18 protein-coding genes are annotated in these 18,695 nt (G+C 70.6%); 2 read left to right on the top strand and 16 right to left on the bottom strand.

Translation table 11 applies throughout. The features are described 5' to 3' along the window. Window positions 1–41 precede the first annotated feature (41 nt). A complete protein-coding gene (locus K206_RS0116880; protein ID WP_029043733.1) occupies window positions 42–314 on the bottom strand; it encodes a hypothetical protein in 273 nt (90 codons plus the stop codon). A gap of 395 nt (window positions 315–709) precedes the next feature. Here K206_RS0116880 and K206_RS0116875 point away from each other — a divergent pair, with 395 nt between their 5' ends. Beyond that, window positions 710–1,882: an AGE family epimerase/isomerase gene (locus tag K206_RS0116875; protein ID WP_020203572.1), complete on the top strand. Its 1,173-nt coding sequence runs from the start codon at window positions 710–712 to the stop codon at window positions 1,880–1,882. Between the two features lie 28 nt (window positions 1,883–1,910). Here K206_RS0116875 and K206_RS0116870 read toward each other — a convergent pair whose 3' ends face one another. The 10 genes from K206_RS0116870 to K206_RS0116825 form a co-directional block, all read right to left on the bottom strand. Further along, a complete protein-coding gene (locus K206_RS0116870; protein ID WP_020203571.1) occupies window positions 1,911–3,371 on the bottom strand; it encodes an alginate export family protein in 1,461 nt (486 codons plus the stop codon). Continuing rightward, entirely contained in the window at window positions 3,358–4,059 is a 702-nt protein-coding gene (locus K206_RS0116865) for a YoaK family protein (protein WP_020203570.1), read from the bottom strand. The genes K206_RS0116870 and K206_RS0116865 overlap by 14 nt, the downstream gene beginning before the upstream one ends. A gap of 27 nt (window positions 4,060–4,086) precedes the next feature. Further along, entirely contained in the window at window positions 4,087–5,001 is a 915-nt protein-coding gene (locus K206_RS0116860) for a hypothetical protein (RefSeq protein ID WP_020203569.1), read from the bottom strand. An 83-nt stretch (window positions 5,002–5,084) separates the two neighbouring features. Beyond that, the gene (locus K206_RS0116855; RefSeq protein WP_020203568.1) at window positions 5,085–5,411 is read right to left on the bottom strand and encodes a XapX domain-containing protein; all 327 of its coding nucleotides are present in this window, start codon (window positions 5,409–5,411) and stop codon (window positions 5,085–5,087) included. 40 nt (window positions 5,412–5,451) lie between these two features. Next, window positions 5,452–5,898: a DoxX family protein gene (locus tag K206_RS0116850; RefSeq protein WP_020203567.1), complete on the bottom strand. Its 447-nt coding sequence runs from the start codon at window positions 5,896–5,898 to the stop codon at window positions 5,452–5,454. Between the two features lie 40 nt (window positions 5,899–5,938). Continuing rightward, window positions 5,939–7,798, bottom strand: coding sequence for an amidohydrolase (locus K206_RS0116845; RefSeq protein WP_020203566.1), 1,860 nt, complete (start codon window positions 7,796–7,798; stop codon window positions 5,939–5,941). Between the two features lie 131 nt (window positions 7,799–7,929). Beyond that, entirely contained in the window at window positions 7,930–8,616 is a 687-nt protein-coding gene (locus tag K206_RS0116840; RefSeq protein WP_020203565.1) for a hydrolase, read from the bottom strand. A gap of 640 nt (window positions 8,617–9,256) precedes the next feature. Continuing rightward, window positions 9,257–10,138, bottom strand: coding sequence for an AraC family transcriptional regulator (locus K206_RS38505; RefSeq protein WP_020203564.1), 882 nt, complete (start codon window positions 10,136–10,138; stop codon window positions 9,257–9,259). 241 nt (window positions 10,139–10,379) lie between these two features. Continuing rightward, the gene (locus tag K206_RS0116830) at window positions 10,380–11,201 is read right to left on the bottom strand and encodes an aldo/keto reductase (RefSeq protein ID WP_020203563.1); all 822 of its coding nucleotides are present in this window, start codon (window positions 11,199–11,201) and stop codon (window positions 10,380–10,382) included. A gap of 143 nt (window positions 11,202–11,344) precedes the next feature. Further along, entirely contained in the window at window positions 11,345–12,205 is an 861-nt protein-coding gene (locus K206_RS0116825) for a LysR family transcriptional regulator (RefSeq protein ID WP_020203562.1), read from the bottom strand. A gap of 187 nt (window positions 12,206–12,392) precedes the next feature. On the opposite strand from K206_RS0116825, the gene mdtD reads away from it, so the two are divergent. Further along, on the top strand, window positions 12,393–13,796 hold the full coding sequence (gene mdtD, locus K206_RS0116820) for a multidrug transporter subunit MdtD (RefSeq protein ID WP_052165894.1): 1,404 nt from the start codon (window positions 12,393–12,395) through the stop codon (window positions 13,794–13,796). A 219-nt stretch (window positions 13,797–14,015) separates the two neighbouring features. On the opposite strand, the gene K206_RS42920 is transcribed toward mdtD, so the two are convergent. From K206_RS42920 to K206_RS0116800, 5 genes are all read right to left on the bottom strand, one after another. After that, complete coding sequence (locus K206_RS42920; RefSeq protein ID WP_155888108.1) at window positions 14,016–14,189, bottom strand: hypothetical protein; 174 nt, start codon at window positions 14,187–14,189, stop codon at window positions 14,016–14,018. Window positions 14,190–14,705: 516 nt separating this feature from the next. Continuing rightward, the gene (locus tag K206_RS0116815) at window positions 14,706–15,101 is read right to left on the bottom strand and encodes a hypothetical protein (RefSeq protein ID WP_020203560.1); all 396 of its coding nucleotides are present in this window, start codon (window positions 15,099–15,101) and stop codon (window positions 14,706–14,708) included. Between the two features lie 61 nt (window positions 15,102–15,162). Continuing rightward, window positions 15,163–15,846: an alpha/beta hydrolase gene (locus K206_RS0116810; protein WP_020203559.1), complete on the bottom strand. Its 684-nt coding sequence runs from the start codon at window positions 15,844–15,846 to the stop codon at window positions 15,163–15,165. Window positions 15,847–16,072: 226 nt separating this feature from the next. Continuing rightward, complete coding sequence (locus K206_RS0116805) at window positions 16,073–16,360, bottom strand: hypothetical protein (RefSeq protein WP_029043731.1); 288 nt, start codon at window positions 16,358–16,360, stop codon at window positions 16,073–16,075. Window positions 16,361–16,644: 284 nt separating this feature from the next. Continuing rightward, window positions 16,645–18,411, bottom strand: a complete 1,767-nt coding sequence (locus K206_RS0116800) for an FAD-dependent oxidoreductase (protein ID WP_020203557.1) — start codon at window positions 18,409–18,411, stop codon at window positions 16,645–16,647. Between the last annotated feature and the right edge of the window lie 284 nt (window positions 18,412–18,695).

The following is an 18,695-nucleotide window of genomic DNA, read 5'->3' as shown; positions in this document are numbered from 1 at the left end:
GGAAGGAAGGCGGGGAGAAGGAAGGGGAAGCGGCGCGGACGCTAGCGGCTGGCGGCGCGGCCGGCCGTGTGGCGCGGCGCGTGCCATTCGCCGGGGATGTCCGGCACCACTTCGCATTCGCCGCGCACGATCAGTTCCACCGTGGCGCATACGCCATTGACGCCGCGCGGGCCGACGCAGACCAGGCTGCGTGGATGGTCCGAATGGTTGGGGATGGCGTAGACCCGCATCCCTTCCTGGTAGAGGGGATGTTCGGGCAGCCTGGCGTTCAGTATCTCGACGAACCTCGACGGGCTTACGATCGGTTTTTCCATCGCGCTCTCCCAAGGAGCGTGGGCACGGTATCCGGCGGCGCCGGATGGCCCGAAGGTGCCTGGCCGGCGGGAAGCGGGTGCTTTCCGGGCGATCTTGCAGGCACGGACCAGGATATGTGGCCCGGGAGCCGCGGCGGGGGCGGCATTGCGGCTCGGTAGCCGCTCGGCGCGCAGCGCGATGCCGGGGGCCACGCGGTAAGGTTAGGCGATCTGGCGGCAGGATCAAGGATTCTGGCCGTTCGCGACCGAAAGGGGATGCGCGCGGCACTCCGGCGCGCCGGCACCTGGCTGCGCCGGCGGCGGCGCGCGCGCGGCGCTGATGTATATTTGCGGCCATAGCAGCATCCGCGCCGCCCCGAGCCGCCGCCGGTGCGCCTTACCGACCCGCCATCCGCATGAATGCCACCCCGAGCCTTGCCCCCGACGATGCCGCGTCCGCCGCCGCGTCCATCGCCGCGTCCGTCGCCGCGCTGCGCGCGCACTACGACGCCGCCGTCCTTCCCCTGTGGCGCGGCCCGGGCTGGAACGCCGCCATGCAACTGCCCTGCGAGGCACTGGGCGGCGCCGACCGGCAGCCGCTGCCGGCGAGCCGCTACCGCGCGATGGCCTGCGCGCGCCAGTTGTACGTGTTCTCGCAAGGCCCCGGCGCCGGCGATGCCGCCCATGCCGGGCAGTTGTTCGACTCGCTGCGCCGGCATTTCGCCGACGCCGCGCGCGGCGGTTTCGTCTACAGCATCGACGCGCAGGGCAAGCCGCTCGACACCACCAAGGATCTCTACACGCACGCCTTCGTGGTGTTCGCGTGCGCGGCCTATGCCGAGCGCACCGGCAGCGCCGCGGCGCGCACGCTGCTGGAGGACACCACGCAGTTGATCGAGGCGCGCTTCGCCACCGCGCACGGCCTCTACCACGCCGCGCTGGCCGAGGATTTCAGCCCCGCCGCCACGCCGGCGCAGAACCCCATCATGCATCTCACCGAAGCCTACCTGGCGGCCCACGCGCTGACCGGCGACAGCTTCTATGCCACGCGCCTGCAGGCGCTCGCCACGGCCGTGCTGGGTGCCTTCGTCGACCCGGCCACCGGCTGCATCGCCGAGCTGCCGCTGGCGCCGGGTGTGGCGGGCGCGGTGGCGCCGGCGGACAACCGCGTGGAGCCCGGCCACCAGTTCGAGTGGTTCTCGCTGCTGGCGTCGGCGCCGGCGCTGTTCGGCGGCTCGGCGCTGGCGCAGTCGCTGGCGCGCGCGTTCGACTTCGCGCTGGCGCACGGCGTGGACCTGGAGACGATGGGCGTGGCCGCCGCGCTGCATCTCGACGGCGCGCCGCGCGACGCCACCCAGCGCATCTGGGCGCAGACCGAGTTCGCGCGCGCGCTCGCGGTGCGCGGCGACGCCGCCGCGCTGGCGCACCTGCGCGCGTGGCTGCGCGCGTTCCCGGCGCGCTTCTTGCACGCCGGCGGCTGGCACGAGTGCCTGGCGCCGGACGGCACGGTGGCGCGCGCGGAGATGCCGTCGACCACGCCTTACCACCTCGCCACGGCGTACCAGGCGCTGGCCGAATCATGCGGCTGACCGTGCAGTTGACGAGCAGCGCCGCCGGCTACCAGCCGTACTTCAGCTCCACGCCGACGTAGTCGGCATTGCGCCCGCCCAGTTCGCGGATCGAGTCGCCGACCTGAAAGTGCACCGCCTCGACCGCGCCGACCAGGTTGGCGGCCAGCGTGACCTCGGTGCGCAATTGCAGGTACATGCCGGTCCAGCGCGAGCCGCGCCCGGCGGTGCCGGGCACGGTGGCGTTGCCCTGCGCGTAGACCGCGTCGCCGGTGGTGGCGCGCCACTGGAAGCCGGCCGCGGCGAGCACCGACAGCTTGCTGGTTGGCTTGACCGTGATCGAGGGCTTGACGTGGATCAGGTTCGAATATCCCGTGTAGCCGGCCAGCGTGAAGTAGTAGCCGTTCGGGAACAGCGGGTTGAAGGTGCCGATGTGGCCGTCGCCGGGATGGCGGTCGCCCGAGGCGGCGTCGACCTGCAGGCCCGCGCGCGGCTGCCACGGCACGGTGGCGAAGGTGTAGCCGCCCAGCGAGCCGAGCGCCCAGGCGTTGATCGTCCGGTTGCCGACGTGCCCGGTCTGGACCATGCCCTCGACGTCCCAGTCGATGTGGTTCGCGTTGCCGGAATAGCGCGCGTCGAAGACGTTGCGGTGCTCGTCGCCGCCGCCGTCGAGGAAGCGCGCGTTGCGGCGGTTGTAGCGCGAGTAATAGGCCGACAGGTCGCCCGGGCCGACGTTCTGCCGCTCCACGCGCACGCCGCTGAAGGTCAGGTCGCGGTTGGACACGTCGTCGAACGACTGGTTGTCGCGGTACTGCACCGGCTGCGTGGCGTAGGCGATCAGCCGCCAGCGGTGGATTTCCCAGTCGGCCCAGAGCGCGTCGAACGCCTGCCGCACGTTCGGCCCGTCGCGCACCGAGACGAAGCGCTGCAAGTCGAACGCCATCTGCTGGCGCCCCACGCGCGCCTTGAACACGCCTTCGCCGAGCGGATGCACGACGGCGATGAAGGCCTGCTCGACGTCCGCCACGTTCTTGTCGGCCGGGCTCACCATGTCCTTGCCGAACGGCCGCGCGTCCTCCAGCTGGACGAACACCTGCACGTACTTGCCCAGGCGCGCGTCGGCGTGTATCTCCGCGCGCTGCAGCAGGTAGGTGTTGGCGCGCGCGGCGCCGAGGCCGAACACCGGCGAGTTGTTGACCTCGACGCGCTCGCGCAGGTTGGCGCCCAGCGACAGGTAGGTGTCCGGGTCGCCGGAGAACGGGATGTATTTCAGCGCGTCGAACGGCTGGCGCGGCACGCACGGGCTGGCCAGCACGGACCAGTCTTCCTGCCAGCGGTTGAACATGGCCGCGGGCCGCTTTTCGGCGCAGGCGGCGGCTGCGGCGGCTGCGGCAGGCGCCTCCTGCGCGCCGGCCCGCTCCGGCAGCGCCGCGCACGCGGCCAGGCACAGCGCGGCGCGGGCGAGCCGCCGCGCATGGCGGTGGCGGGCGGCGCGGTCAGCGGGCGGCATCGCGGCTCTCCGTGGCCGGCGCGCCGGCGCCGGACCTGAACGCCAGCCACACGATCAGCGCCAGCGGCAGCGCCAGCGCGCCGAACGACAGGCGCACGTAGGTCGTGGCCCCGGCGATGGCGCCGATGCCGAAGCCGGCCAGCGGCCCGAGCGTGCGCATCAGGCGCTCGCGCGCGATGCGCCGGGCGGCGGCGTCGGGATGCGACAGCAGCGCGTCGAGCGTGTCGAGCACGGCCTGCGTCACGTTGCCGGTCATGACCGTGTTGGGCACGCCCGGGCGGCCGACCAGCCTGGCGTGCGCGTTCTGCACGCCCATCGCCACCGCGCCCAGCAGCCCGCACAGGATGGCGGCGGGTGCCTGCGCGTCGCGCACCGGCGCGGCGTACAGGCCCGCGACGAGGAAGCCGGCCAGCAGCGCCGCCTGCAGCGCGTACAGCGGCCGCGCCGCGGTGGCCGGCGGCTTGCCGCCGCGCGCCCTGACCACGGCGCTGCTGAGCGCCACGCCGGCGATGAAGGCCGGGAACGCCAGCAGCTTCATCAGCACGCCTTGCCCCAGCCCCGCGGCCTCCGCGCCGATCAGCACGAAGTTGCCGGTGACGTGCGCGGTGAACAGGCCGAACAGCGCCACGAAGCCGAGCGTGTCGACGAAGCCGGCGACGACGGCAAGCACGGTGTCTTCATGTTTCATCCGGCGCCTCCCGTTGGCCGGGCCGGTTCAACGGCCGCTGGCCGCGTGGATCTCCGCCACGTAGCCGCCGGGAAAGCGCACGATGGCCGCGTCGCGCCCGTCGGCCGCGTAGGGCGGCACCAGCACCGACACGCCGGCCGCGGCCGCCTTGGCCAGGGTGTCGGCAAGGCTGGGGACCTCGTAGCCGGTCAGCTCGTGCCCATACGGATAGGGCAGGTGGCCGTCCGTCACCAGCACGGTGATCTTGCCGAAGCCGGATTCGATGCGCACGCGGCGGTAGGTATCGTTCGGGCGGCCGATCTCGACGCCGGGCGCGCGCGCGCTGTCCGACACCACCTTGCCGTGCGAGAAGCGCACGAAGCCGCGGATGAAGGCGTCGGCGCGGTCGGCGGACAGGTAGACGCGGTTCTCGGGAATGGTCGCGAGCTTCGGGTAGTCCGGCGCCGTGGCGTGCCAGTAGAGCTGCATGTTGACGCCGCCCGGCCATTGCACGATGGCGTCGCGGCCGATCGGGTCGGGGAACGCCGAGACGATGACGTCGGCCCCCGCGGCGCGCGCCGCGGCGATGGCCTTGTCCATGTCGGTCACGAGGTAGCCGGTGCGCTCCGCGCCGAACGGGTACGGGACGGGCGTCTTGAAGCCGAACACGGACAAGGTGCCGGCCGGCGTCAGCACCAGCTGCGACATGGTCAGGCTGGGCGTGGGCGTGACCGTGAACTCGCCCTCCTTCGAGGTCGTGCCGCCGAAGGTGGCGACGAGGCTGTCGACGAAGCGGCTGAAATCGGCCGGGGCGACGTACACGTGGGTGGTGTCGTACTGGGGCCCGACCGAGACGGCCGCTGCCGGGGCCTGGGTCCGGGCGTGCGCCACGCTGGCGGCGGGACCGGCCACGCTGGCCACGACCAGCGCGGCGGCTGTCAGGAAGGTTCGGATCGAACGCATGAAAACCTCTTCTTGTTGAATCTGAATCGACGGGTGAGGAAACACGGGTGGCGCGGCCCGGGCAGCGGCCCGGGGCGGGCGCGTCAGCGCGGCTCGGCGGCGTCCTCGCCGGGCGGCGTCGCGGGCTGGTTCTCGGCCAGCATGCCGGCGGGCGTCGCGGTCGGCGTCGTGGCAGGCGTCCTGGGCGGCGTGCCGGTGATCTTGGGCACGCACTCGGAACTGAACCACGCCGCCGTGACCGGCTCGCCGGCGATCATGCGCTTGATGGGCGGCACCACCTGTTCGCCGATCAGCATGCCCAGCAGGCCGATCAGGGCCACCACCGGCGGCGCCGGCGAGCGGACCTGCAGCAGCGCGTAGATGATGCCGACCAGAATGCCGGCGGCGAGAGAGACGAGATAGAGCTTCATCGGGGGCTCCGGGAAAGGGATTGAGAGGAGGGCATCGGGCCTAGCGCTGCGCCGGCCTGCCGCGCCGGATGTCTTCCCACGCCACCAGCAGGAAGCCGCCGGCCAGCCCGACATGCTCGAAGAAGGCATTGGCCATCATGAACTGCTCGGCGGGCGGCGCGGCCCAGAAGCGGTTCGCCAGGAAGCTGGCCATCAGCGTGAAGCCGGCCAGCGCGAGCGCGCCCAGCCAGCGCAGCCAGCCGGTGAGGATCAGCAGCGAGGCGCCCAGCTCCAGCGCGATGGTGGCCGCCGCCAGCGGCGCCGCCGGCGCCAGGCCGAAGTGCTGCATCTCGGCGATGGCGCCGCCGAAGTCGGCGAGCTTGGCCAGCCCGCCCTGCAGGTAGGCCGCGCACAGCGCCAGCAGCGCGAGCCAGCGCACCCAGGCCGGCGCGAGGCGCGCCCGCGCGCCGGCCTGGGCGGGCCCGGCGGCGGCAGTGGTCTTGCTCATGGTTGGCTCCGGTGTCCTGGGCGCGGCGTCCGGGCGCGCATCAGAACGCCCAGCACGAGCAGCCGAGCGAGCCCCAGAAGGTGCTCTCGTCCGCGGCCGGCACGTTCGACGCCCAGGCCCGCGCATGCGCGTGGCCGTGCACGCCGCAGGCGCTGGCGCAGGCGCACGCGCTGCGCAGCGCCGCCGCCTGCGGGCGCGGCTGGTAGCCGCCGTGGTGGCGCGCCGGCGACCAGTCCGGCATGGCCGGCGGCAGCGGCGGGGCGAGCTTGCCGAAGTCGCCGTCGCCGTAGACCGGCTTGCCGCCCAGCAGCGTGAGCACCGAAGTGATGTCCTGGATCTCGTCGCCGGGCACGCTGAAGTAGTCGGCCGACAGCACCACCAGGTCGGCCAGCTGGCCGGCCTTGATCTCGCCTTTCTTGCCTTCTTCGGAGGAGAACCAGGTGTTGGCCTCGGTCCACAGCCGCAGCGCGGTCTCGCGGTCCAGCAGGTTGGCCTGCGGGTACATCGACAGCCCGCCCACGGTCTTGCCGGTGGTCAGCCAGTACAGCGACACCCACGGGTTGTACGAGGCCACGCGCGTGGCATCGGTGCCCGCGCCGACCTTGACGCCGCGCTCGAGCATGCGCTTGACCGGCGGCGTGGCCTCGGCCGCGCGCGCGCCGTAGCGCGCCACGAAGTATTCGCCCTGGTAGGCCATGCGGTGCTGCACGGCGATGCCGCCGCCGAGCGCGGCGATGCGGTCGATGTTGCGGTCGGTGATGGTCTCGGCGTGGTCGAAGAACCAGTGCAGGCCGTCGAACGGCACGTCCCTGGCCACCTTTTCGTAGACGTCGAGCGCGCGCGAGATGGTCTCGTCGTAGGTGGCATGCAGCCGCCACGGCCAGCGGTTCTCGGCCAGCAGGCGGATCACGGGCTCGAGGTCGCCTTCCATCGAGGGCGGCATGTCGGGCCGCTCGACGCGGAAGTCCTCGAAGTCGGCCGCGCTGTAGACCAGCATCTCGCCGGCGCCGTTGTGGCGGTACAGGTCGTCGCCCTGGCCGGGCTTGACCTTGCCGGCCCAGTTCTTGAAGTCGTTGAGTTCGTCCTTGGGCTTCTGCGTGAAGAGGTTGTAGGCCAGGCGCACGGTCAGGTCGCCTTCCTTGTGCAGCTCCTCGATGATGCCGTAGTCCTCGGGGTAGTTCTGGTAGCCGCCGCCGGCGTCGATCACGCCGGTCACGCCGAGCCGGTTGACCTCGCGCATGAAATGCCGCGTGGAGTTCTTCTGGTACTCGGGCGGCAGCTTCGGGCCCTTGGCCAGCGTGGCGTAGAGGATGGTGGCGTTGGGCTTGGCCAGCAGCAGGCCGGTCGGGTTGCCGGCGCTGTCGTGCACGATCTCGCCGCCCGGCGGGTTGGGCGTGTCCTTGGTGTAGCCGACCGTGCGCAGCGCGGCGGCGTTGAGGATGGCGCGGTCGTACAGGTGCAGGATGAACACCGGCGTGTCGGGCGCCGCGGCGTTCAGTTCCTCGATGGTGGGCAGGCGCTTTTCGGCGAACTGGTGCTCGGTGAAGCCGCCCACCACGCGCACCCATTGCGGCGCGGGCGTGCGCGCGACCTGCTCCTTGAGCATGCGCATGGCGTCGGCCAGCGAGCGCACGCCGTCCCAGCGCAGTTCCATGTTGTAGTTCAGGCCGCCGCGGATGATGTGCATGTGGCTGTCGATCAGCCCGGGGATGGCGCGGCGGCCTTGCAGGTCGATCACCTTGGTGGCGGGGCCGGCAAGCTGCATGATCTCGTGCCTGCCGCCGACCGCGGCGAACTTGCCGTCGCGGATGGCGACGGCCTCGGCCTGCGGGTTGGCGCGGTCGAGCGTGGCGAACTTGCCGTTGACGAGGATCAGTTCGGGAGTGGCCGGTGCGTTCATGGGAGGCTCCTGCGAATAGGGGGCGTCAGCCGGGGGCGATGGCTGCGGACCGGCGGCGAATCCGCGGCCGCCCCGGCGGGCGGAAAGGACAGGGCGCCGGGACGCGGCCCGGCGCCTGCCCGCGCTGCGTGTTACCTGGCCGGCACCGGCGCCAGCACTTCGTGCGCGCCGGCCGCGCGCTGCGCCGCCTTGTGCACCATCGTGTAGGCGTAGTCGACACCCATGCCGTAGGCGCCGGAGTGCTCCTTCACCAGGGCCATCACGGCATCGTACGTATCGCGGTGCGCCCAGTCGCGCTGCCATTCGAGCAGCACCTGCTGCCACGTCATCGGCACCACGCCGGCCTGGACCATGCGCTGCATGGCGTAGTCGTGGGCCTCCTTGGAGGTGCCGCCCGAGGCGTCGGCCACCATGTAGATCTCATAGTCGCCTTCGGCCATCGCGCACAGCGCGAAGGTGTTGTTGCAGACCTCGGTCCACAGGCCGGCAACCACCACCTTCTTGCGGCCGGCGGCCTTGAGCGAGTCGCGCACCTTCTGGTCGTCCCAGGAGTTCATCGAGGTGCGTTCGAGCAGCTTGTGGCCGGGGAAGACGTCGAGGATCTCCGGGTAGGTGTAGCCGGAGAACGAGGAGGACTCGACGGTGGTGATGGTGGTGGGGATGTTGAAGATCCTGGCGGCCTTGGCCAGGCCCACCACGTTGTTCTTCAGGGCCTGGCGGTCCATGGACTGCACCCCGAAGGCCATCTGCGGCTGATGGTCGATGATGATCAGCTGGCTGTTCTGGGGGGTCAGGACTTCGAGCTTCGGATTGGTCATGGCGATTTCCGGTTGCGCACCATTGCTGGGGCGGGTTCGCAAGAGACAAGGACGACGTCGGGAAGCCGGCATCGGCGATCGACATCGGCTTGCAGCATTGGCGTGCCATGCATGGCGTGAGGCACGTCATTCTCCACGGGGCGGTGGCGAATCTGGTATCAACGAATCTAGTGCAAGCGCTTGCGCTTTACAAAAAAGGAATCAGGAAGCGGTGATGAAAATATTCGACTGCCCCCAGCGGCCCGCGTGGCGGGACCGTGGCAATGCCGCATGCACATATGCCGGCGGCGGGGCGATATATGGGTACGGAGATTATGGGATCGCCTGCGCCGTGTCTTGTACGAAAGGCAGCAAAGTTAGCGAAAAGTGTGGTCGCGTGGTGCGGCGCAGCGGAGGGCGCGGGAAACCGGGCCAGGCCGGACAAGGCCAGACAAGGCCGGCCGCGCGCCGGGAGGCGGGCGCGGCGATGGCCGGCGCGGGCTTGGGCGCGGGCGCGGGTGCGGGTTTCTGCGCCGGTTCGGGCACGCGCGCCGGCATGGCCCGCGCGCGGCCGGGTCACATCGTGGCCGCGATTATTCCGGTGATTATTTCGGGATTATGTCGGTGCCGGTGCCGGGGGAACTTGCCGGTGGCGTGGCGTTTATAGGTCGTTGCGATTCCGCCATTTTGCCGGCGGAATGCCGACCACCGCGCTGAAAATGCGCGTGAAATGGCTCTGGTCGGAAAAGCCATGCAGCGCGGCGATTTCGGATATCGGCATGCCCTGGCGCAGCGATGCCTTGGATTGCTCGATGCGGTGCTCCAGCAGCCAGCGGTAGGGCGTGACCCCGGTATTCTGCTTGAAGGCCTTGATGAAATAGCTGCGCGACAGGTTGCAGTGCGCGGCCACCATCTCGATCGAGACGTCCTCGCCCGCGTGCGCGACCAGGTATTCCTTCGCCAGCGCTTCCTGCCGGCGCGACAGCGTGGCCGTCTTCAGCATGTGCACCGAGGCGCTGCCGTAGTGCGCGACGAGGTGCGCCATCATGGTCGTGGCCAACTGGTCGAGGAACAGCCGCGAGGCCTGTTCCGGCGCCTCCAGCGAGGGCAGCAGCGCGCGCGCGAGCGAGAGCATCACGCCGTCGGCCTCGCCCTCGGGGTTGCGCAGGGAAATCGGCGCGCGCGCGCCGTGCTCGCGCGCGAAGGCCTGCAGTTCGTCGCAACTGACCTGCAGCCGCACGTTGTCGAACGACGCGCGATGATGGCAGCGCCAGCTCTGCTGCAGGCTGGTGATGGCCAGCGCGCCCTCGCCGTGGCCGCCGGCGAACACCTGCCGGCCGTCGCGCCACAGCGTATGGGCGGCGAACGGGCGCAGCTGGACGATGGCGGAAAACGCATCCTGCGAGGGAATGGCGGGCGCCGGCGGCAGCCCGCCGGGCGCGTCGCAGCGCATGCGCGCGATGGTGGCGTGGGTGGTGTCGAGCCGCTCGACGATCAGGGCCGGGGCCGCGGGGGAAGGCGTCCGTGCCGCGCTTTGCGTCATGGGTGTGCAGTGTCCTTGGCGAAGCGTTGCGGGCGGGCGGAAGGCCGCCCGGAAGATGCCAGTGTGCTATCGCCGCGCGCACGGCGCAATGGGCAGCGCGCCGGGCCGGGGCAAAAGACCGAAAAAGCGGCAGGGCGTCCCCTTTGGCCTCTTTGGCCCCTCTTGGCCCCCTCTTGGCGCTTTTGCGCGGCGCCGGGCCGGGCACATGCGGCCGCCGGCGCGCGCGGGCCCGGCGCCGGCGTCATGCGTCCCAGTCGGGCGCGAACGGCGGCGTGACGTAGCGCAGGTTCTTCGGCAGCGCCGCGATGGCGCGCCGGTCTTCGTCGTCGAGCCGCAGCCTGAGCGCGTCGAGGTTCGCCTGCTGGCTTTCCCGGCGCTGCGCCTTGGGAATCGCCGCCACGCCGTCCTGCTCCAGCAGCCACGCCAGCGCCACCTGCGCGGCGCTCGCGCCATGCCGCGCGCCGATGCCCTGCAGCACCGGGTCGGCGGCGGCGCGGCCCTGCGCGAGCGGCGCGTAGGCAACCAGCGGGATGCCCTTGCCGCGCAGGTAGGCGAGCATGCGCGACTGGTCGAGGAACGGGTGGTACTCCACCTGGTGGCAGGCGATCGGCGCGCCGATGTCCTCGATCGCGCTGCGCAGCATGGCCAGGTTGAAGTTGCACACGCCGATGGCGCGCACCGTGCCGGCCTCGAGGAAGCGCTGCATGGTGCCGAGCACGGCGCCGAGGTCCATGTCGCGCGACGGCCAGTGCACCATGTACAGGTCGACGTAGTCGACGCCGAGCTTGCCGAGGCTGGCGTCGAGCGCGTGCCGGATGGCATCGGGCCGCAGGTTCTCGTGCCACACCTTGGTGGTCAGGTGCAGGTCCTGCCGCGCCACGCCGGACGCGGCGATGGCGGCGCCGACGGCCGCTTCGTTCTGGTACATCTCGGCCGTGTCGACGTGGCGGTAGCCGAGCGCCAGCGCGCTCTCCACGACCGGCTGGCAATCGCCGCCGGGCATGCGGAACGTGCCGAAACCGAGGCGCGGGATACGGATACCCTGTGTCTGCAAGCCTTCCATTTCAATGAACCCCAACTTGGTTGAAGCCTGCGCGCGAGCCCGCCGCAGTGCCGGCATGCAATGTCGCACGGCCGGGTTGCCGGATAAAGCGCGCGCCGCGCATTTCATTCATGATCGCGGGTCCGCATGGCGGGACCGAGGCGCTACTCGTCGAGCGAGGACCCGCGCAGGTCGCTTTTCTGCAGCAGTTGCAGCAGCGTCTCGGCCGGGCGGCTCAGGCGGCCCGCGCGCAGCGAGATGAATTCCACCTCGGGCAGCGCCGGCAGCGCGTCGCTGTTGACCAGCGGCGCGAGGCCGCGCCCGGACAGGTATTGCGCGCGCACCGTGATGCCCAGCCCGCCGCGCGCCGCGGCGATGCAGCCCGAGTGGCTGCTGCTGGTGCAGACGATCTGCCAGCGCGTGCCGGCCTTGGCCAGCGTGTCGAGCACGATGGCGCGCGTGACGCTGGGCTCCGTCACCAGGATCAGCGGCAGCGGCTGGCGCAGGTCGGCCACCGTGCCGGGCCGCCCCAGCCACTCCAGCTTGCCGCGGAACAGCGGCGTGCCGCGGCGGTCGCCTTCGCGGCGCTTGCCGATCATCAGGTCCAGCGCGCCGGCGTCCATCAGCTCGTAGAGCTTGCCGGTCATGCCGATGGTGATCTCCAGCTCCACGTCCGGGTGCGAGTTGCGGAACGCCGCCAGCACATTGGGCATGGTGCCGAGCACGAGATCCTCGGAGGTGCCCAGCCGCACGCGGCCCTGCAGGCGCGGCGCGTTGAACTGCGACTCGGCGCGCGCGATGGCCTCCAGGATCAGGCGGGCGTGCGCCAGCAGCGCCTCGCCGTCGGCGGTCATGGCCAGGGTGTGGGTGTCGCGCACGAACAGGCGGCGCCCCACGTGCTGTTCGAGGCGCCGGATGTGGTCGCTGACGCTGGATTGCGACAGGCCGAGCTGGCGCCCGGCGTCGGTAAAGCTGTGCGCGGCCGCGACGGTGGCGAAGGTCTTGACCCAGACAGGATTGAGCATGCGGCATTGTCATCGGATTGGCCGATGACAGTCAATATGTCCAGCGGGGTTCCCGATTGGGCCGCCAGTCATTAACATCGACACATTCGTGGCGTTTTCCTGCGCGCGCCTTTTCCGCGTGCCGCCGGGCGCTGTCCTGCCCGGATGCCACGCCGGCCCCCGCCGGTTCTTCAAGAGATGTACCAGAATGCACAGTCAATCCTCGCAGAAATCGCACACGGCCATGCTGTGGATCGTCGCCGCCGGCTTTTTCATGCAGACGCTCGACACCACCATCGTCAACACGGCCTTGCCCGCGATGGCGCACAGCCTCGGCGAGACGCCGCTCGACATGAAGCCGGTGGTGGTGGCCTACACGCTCACGATGGCCATGCTCACGCCGGCCTCCGGCTGGCTCGCCGACCGCTTCGGCACGCGCCGCGTGTACTTCACGGCCATCCTGATCTTCGTGCTCGGCTCGCTGTTCTGCGCCACCGCGCAGAGCCTGGACCAGCTCGTGGTGGCGCGCGTGGTGCAGGGCATCGGCGGTTCCATGCTGCTGCCGATCGGGCGCCTGGCGGTGCTGCGCAGCGTCACCGGCGAGCAGTACATCGCGGCACTCGCCTTCGTCTCGGTGGCGGGGCAGGTGGGGCCGATCTTCGGCCCGGTGCTGGGCGGCTGGATCGTGCAGACGGTGGCCTGGCACTGGATCTTCCTGATCAACGTGCCGGTCGGCGCGATCGGCCTGCTGGCCGTGCTGCGCTACCTGCCCGACAACGCGCTGGCGCGCCCGCCCGCGTTCGACTTCATCGGCTGCGGGCTGCTGTCGCTGTGCATGGTGGCCTTCTCGCTGGCGCTGGACACCCCGCGCGAGGCCAGCCACGCGGCCTGGAGCGGCAGCCTGTTCGCGCTCAGCCTGCTGTCGGCGCTGCTCTACATCCCCTACGCGCGGCGCCGGGCCAATCCGCTGTTCCGGCTGTCGCTGTTCCGCGAGCCCAATTTCAGCGTCGGGCTGGCCGGCAACCTTGTGTGCCGCATCGGCTCGGGCGCGGTGCCGTTCCTGATGCCGCTGCTGCTGCAACTGCAACTCGGCTACACGCCGCTGCATTCGGGGCTGATGCTGCTGCCGGCCGCGCTGGCCGGCGTGGTGGCCAAGCGCGGCATCGTGCCGCTGGTCAAGCGCTTCGGTTACGACAACTTCCTGCTGGTCAACACCGTCCTGGTCGGCGGCTCGATCGCCTCGTTCGCGGCGATCTCGCCGGGCTGGCCGCTGGCGCTGTCGATCGCGCAACTGGCCCTGTTCGGCGCCACCAACTCCATGCAGTTCGCCGCCATGAACAGCGTCACGCTCAAGGGGCTGAGCGTGGAAGACGCGGGCAGCGGCAACAGCCTGTTCTCGATGGTGCAGATGCTGGCCATCGGGCTGGGCGTGACCATCGGCGGCGGTCTGGTGAGCCTGTTCACGGGGCAGTTGGGGGAGGGCGGGACTGCGTACCGGCTGGCCTTTTTCAGCGTGGGGACGATTACGCTGCTGTCGGCGCTGGTGTTTCGGCGGCTCGATGTGGCGCAGTTCGATAAGGGGCGGCCGGCGGTGGGGGTGGCGGGGAGATGAGGAATGGTTGTTTGGGGAAGTCAAGTGCGCCTGTCGCCGTGGGCCTTGGCGGCTTGGGCTTGACTGGCTGTTTGGAGGCATCAAGTCTGCTGGTCGCTGCGGGCCTGGCGGCTTGAGCTTGGTAGCCCGTTCGCACACATGTAAGTGTCACTTTTCTTTTCTCGAAAAGAAAAGTAACCAAAAGAAAGCGACCCTTGCAGGGGGCTGGGCGCTCAGCCTTCAAGGCGTTGCCAGTTTCGTGGTGCGGTTCGTGGCTTCGATATGGCTGCTGACGCTACCGGCTTGCTCGCCTGCGGCGTTGCGGGTGGCGTGCGATTCGTGGTGGCACTGCATGATGGCGATGGCCCAGGTGGTTCTGGCCGCTGCCGCGACCGGGGCGGATGGGTGCGTCATAGAAACGGCGCTGGTTTCGTGGTGGGTGCGGTGGCCCCGGCTTGGGATGCACCCGGCACGGCTTGAGATGCGCCTGGCACGAGAACGCTCAACGCTGACCGAAACCCAACACACCCGCGCCGGGTCCACCGCGCCCACCACGAAAACACGAGAGCGCTATGTCGTGACCGCTTGAGTCGGTAACGGCAGAAGCCCGAACGGAGCGGGCCTCGGCCATCATGGAGCCGGAATGTGAAACGACCGCATCCGGGATGGCGCCGCGGCCTGTGCCGGTAGCGTCAGCAGTCGTATCGAAGCCAACGCGCCCACCACGAAACCACCATCAGACCTGAAGTCTGAGCGCCCAGCCTTCTGCAAGAATCGCTTTCTTTTGGTTACTTTTCTTTTCGAGAAAAGAAAAGTGACACTTACATGTGTGCGAACGGGCTACCAAGCCCAAGCCGCCAGGCCCACGGCGGCCAGCAGACTTGATGCCTCCAAACAGCCAATCAGGCCCAAGCCGCCAGCACACTTGAATCACTCCGTAACCCCATTCTCCCGCAACAACCTCGCACACTCATCCAACATATCGTGCGCGACCGCAGACTGATAATTGGGGTCAAGCGCTTCCATCATGTCGTGAGACACATACAACCCCGCCTCGCGCGACAGCGTCCCCGCCAGTTGCCGCGCGAAGTCGTCGCTGAGCTGCGACAGCAGCCGGCGCTCGGCCAGCGCGAGCTGCAGTTTCGAGCGTGACAGCCAGAGCCCGGCCAGGGTCGCGCCCTGGCCATCGGTCATCCACTGGCCGTGTTCGTAATAGGCCGACAGGCGCTCCGCGGTCAGCGCGAACAGCAGCGCCTTGCGCGTATCGAAGTCGATGCGGGGCTGGGGGGTGGCGGGGGCGTCGGTGCCGGGTGGCGTGGTTTTCATCGGGTGGGCAAGAAAGGCAATGGCCGCGAGACTACCACGACGCGGCCGGCGCGGCTCCGGGTCAGGCCGCGGCCGCGGCGAAGCGCGCGTTCAGCCAGGCGCCGATCGCCGCGATCTCTTCCATGCAGACCGTATGCGGCATGGGATAGGCGTGCCATTCGACCGGGCAGCCGTGCTGCCGTACGGTGTCGCGCGCGAGCATGCCGAGCGGCACCGGCACCACGTCGTCCTCGACGCCATGCGCGGCGAACACGGGCGTGGCGCGGTTGGCCTCGCTGAACTCCGCGGCCAGCAGCGCCGGCGACGGGATGTAGGTGGACAGCGCGATGATGCCGCCGAGCGCCTCGGGATGCGTGAGGCCCGCGGTGTAGGCGATGGCGCCGCCCTGCGAGAAGCCCGCCAGCACCACGCGATGGCTGGGCACGCCGCGCTGGTTCTCGCGCGCGATCAGCGCGCGGACGGCCTCGCGCGAGGCGCGGATGCCGGCCTCGTCGCAGTGGCTGCGCGCGTCGTCGAGCGAGGCGATGTCATACCACGCGGGCATGACGTAGCCGCCGTTGCAGGTCACGGGGATGGCCGGCGCGTGTGGAAAGACGAAGCGCACCGCGGGGGCGGGGCCGAGTCCGAGGTCGGGTACCACCGGCGCGAAATCGCCGCCGTCGGCGCCCAGCCCGTGCAGCCAGATCACGGACCACGTGGGCGACGGCGCGCTTTCGATTTCAATGGATGGCAGCAGCTCGCTCATGTCGGGATTCCGGTTGGCGCCGCGCGGCGGCGATGGCGCGGCCCCGCCGCGCAAGGCGGCCAGTATCGCATGGCGGCGGCACGCGCCGGCGCGCCGCGCGCGCCATGACGGCACCGCGCACGACAATGCGCGACAACGCACGGCGGCGGCGCGCCAGGCGTGGCGCGCGCCGGTGCGGACGCGGCACCGCGCATGCCGGCGCCGGGGCGCCGGCATGCCGCGCGTGTCAGGCTGCCGAAGGAACCGCTGGTATGGTGACGAGGCCCGGCGCGCTGCGCGGGGCCAGCGAGGGCTCGGCGCTGCCGGGGGCGCGCCGCTTGTCCACCACGTTCTCGACGCCGGTGGCGGACACATCTTCGAGGAAGGCGACCAGGTCGCGGTAGTAGTCGACCTGCATCTGTGCTTCGAGCAGGCGACGCTCGGCCTGGAACAACGTCAGGCGCATTTGCTGCAATTCTCTTGCTGCGATTTTCTCCGGGGTGGGCGGACTAAACATGTCTGCAAGCGAACGCATGGCATACCTCCCAAAAAACGGCCTCGAATTGAAGCGCCTGCCATTGCTTCCAATATAGTCAAGAAACACGCATTTCAGGTTTTGTCGCATGCCGTCCACAAGGTCGATTGCGGGCGCCATGCGGCAGGAGTAGATTTATTGGCCGGCTACCCGGGCCCATGTCCGGACGAATCGGGCGGGCTGCCGGCCCCCGCATCGGCCTCCGCATTGGCCTCGCATTGGCCCCGCATCGACTTCATATCGGCCCCGTATCGATCCCCGCATTGTGATCCCCGCATCGGCGCCTACATCGCCAGCGTGCCCGCCTCCGGCCGCGCCAGCCTGGCCAGGTAGGCATGGATCTGCGCCACCACGGCCGCGCCTTCGCCCACCGCCGCGGCCACGCGCTTGGTGGAGTTGGAGCGCACGTCGCCGATCGCGAACACGCCCGGCACGCTGGTCTCCAGCGCCGAGGCCGGCCCCGGCCCTTCGTGCGGCGTGTCGGCGCCGGTCAGCACGAATCCCTTCTCGTCCACGCGCACGTTGCAGGTGCGCAGCCATGCGGTGTTGGGATCGGCGCCGATGAACAGGAACAGGTGGCGGATCGGCAGGTGCGTGACCTGGTCCGTGTCGCGCGAGCGGAAGCCGATGCCGGCCAGGCGCTCGTCGCCGGCCAGCGTGGTGATTTCCGCGCCCGTGTGCAGTTCGATGTTGGGCTGGGCCGCGATGCGCTCGATCAGGTAGCGCGACATGCTGGCCTCCAGGCCCGGCCCGCGCACCAGGATGTGCACGCGGCTGGCGTGCGCGGCCAGGAACACCGCGGCCTGCCCGGCGGAATTGCCGCCGCCGACCAGCATCACCTCCTCGCTATTGCACAGGCGCGCCTCCACCGGCGAGGCCCAGTAGTAGACGCCGCGGCCTTCGAAGCGCTCGAGCGCGGCGATGGACGGATGGCGGTAGGCCGCGCCGCTGGCGATCACCACCGTGCGCGCGGGGATCTGGCGGCCGTCGTCCAGTTCGATGCGCTGCGGGTGTTCCCCGCAATGCAGCGCCGCCACCTGCAGCGGGATGGCGAGGTGCGCGCCGAACTTCTGCGCCTGCACGAACGCGCGTCCGGCCAGCGCCTGGCCCGAGATGCCGGTGGGAAAGCCGAGATAGTTCTCGATGCGCGAACTGGCGCCGGCCTGCCCGCCGGGCGAGAGCGAATCGAACACCGCCACCGAGAGGCCTTCCGAGGCGGCGTACACCGCGGTGGCCAGGCCGGCGGGCCCGGCGCCGACCACCACCACGTCGTAGACATGGTCCGGGTCGAACTCCGGCACCAGCCCGAGGCAGGTGGCAAGCTGGCCCGGGTCGGGCGCGCGCAGCACGGCGCCGCCGGGGCAGATCACGAGCGGGAAATCGCCGGGCGAGGCGCCGCTGAATTCGAGCAGGGCGCCGGCATCGGGATCGGTGTCGGCGTCGACCACGGTGTGCGGATAGCCGTTGCGGCGCAGGAAGGCCTGCAGGTGCAGCAGCTTGGGCTCGCTGCTGCGGCCCAGCAGCGTGGGGCCCTTGCCGCGCTCGATCAGGCCCACGCGGCGCAGGATCAGCGCGCGCATGATGCGCTCGCCCAGCTCGGCCTCGGCCACCAGCAGCGCGCGCAGCCGCTCGGGCGGGATCGCGATGGCCTCGACGTCCTCGATCGCCTCGCCGTCGACGATGGCCGGCTTGCCCGACAACTGGCCCACTTCGGCCAGGAAGTAGCCGGGGCCATGCTCGCCGACCAGGCTGGCGCGGTCCAGCGCGTCGCGCTGCTGGATGCGCACGCGGCCCTTGAGCAGCACCGTCATGCCATGCGCGGACTCGCCGATGCGGAACAGGAATTCGCCGGCGCGCCACTGCCGTACCGTGCCGAACTGATGCAGCCGCGCGATCTCCGCGTCCGTGAGCCGGGGAAACATCTGGTGGCGGCGCGACTCCATCGGGGAAAACGCCGCCGCCGCCGGGTCCGGCTCGAGGGCCTGGCCGGGCGGCGGCATGACCTGCGGATGGTTCGTCCCGATGCTGCCGGTGGAATGCTCTGCGCTCATGACGGTATGGCCTCCCGGGAGCGCCGCGGCATGCGCGGCGCGGATGGATGCGGGTGCTGCAGGTGCGTGGGGCAGTTTGCACGCGATGCCGCACTGCGGCAATCCCCCTTGGCGCCGATGTCTGCCCGCGCGCACCCGGTGCAGGCGGCGGAGGCCGGCGTGTCCGCCCCGGCGTCGCCTCGATGCCGCCCGACATGCCAAGCCTAGTACAAGCGGGCGAGGGCGGCGATGCCAGTTGCGCCGGCGCCGGCCCGGCGGCGAGCGGGAGGCGGGCGGGAGGCGGG

The organism is Cupriavidus sp. WS (assembly GCF_000395345.1).
In the GTDB taxonomy this organism is placed as follows: domain Bacteria; phylum Pseudomonadota; class Gammaproteobacteria; order Burkholderiales; family Burkholderiaceae; genus Cupriavidus; species Cupriavidus basilensis_B.
The sequence above is the reverse complement of the archived record's forward strand: the minus strand, read 5'-3'. Positions and strand labels throughout refer to the sequence as shown.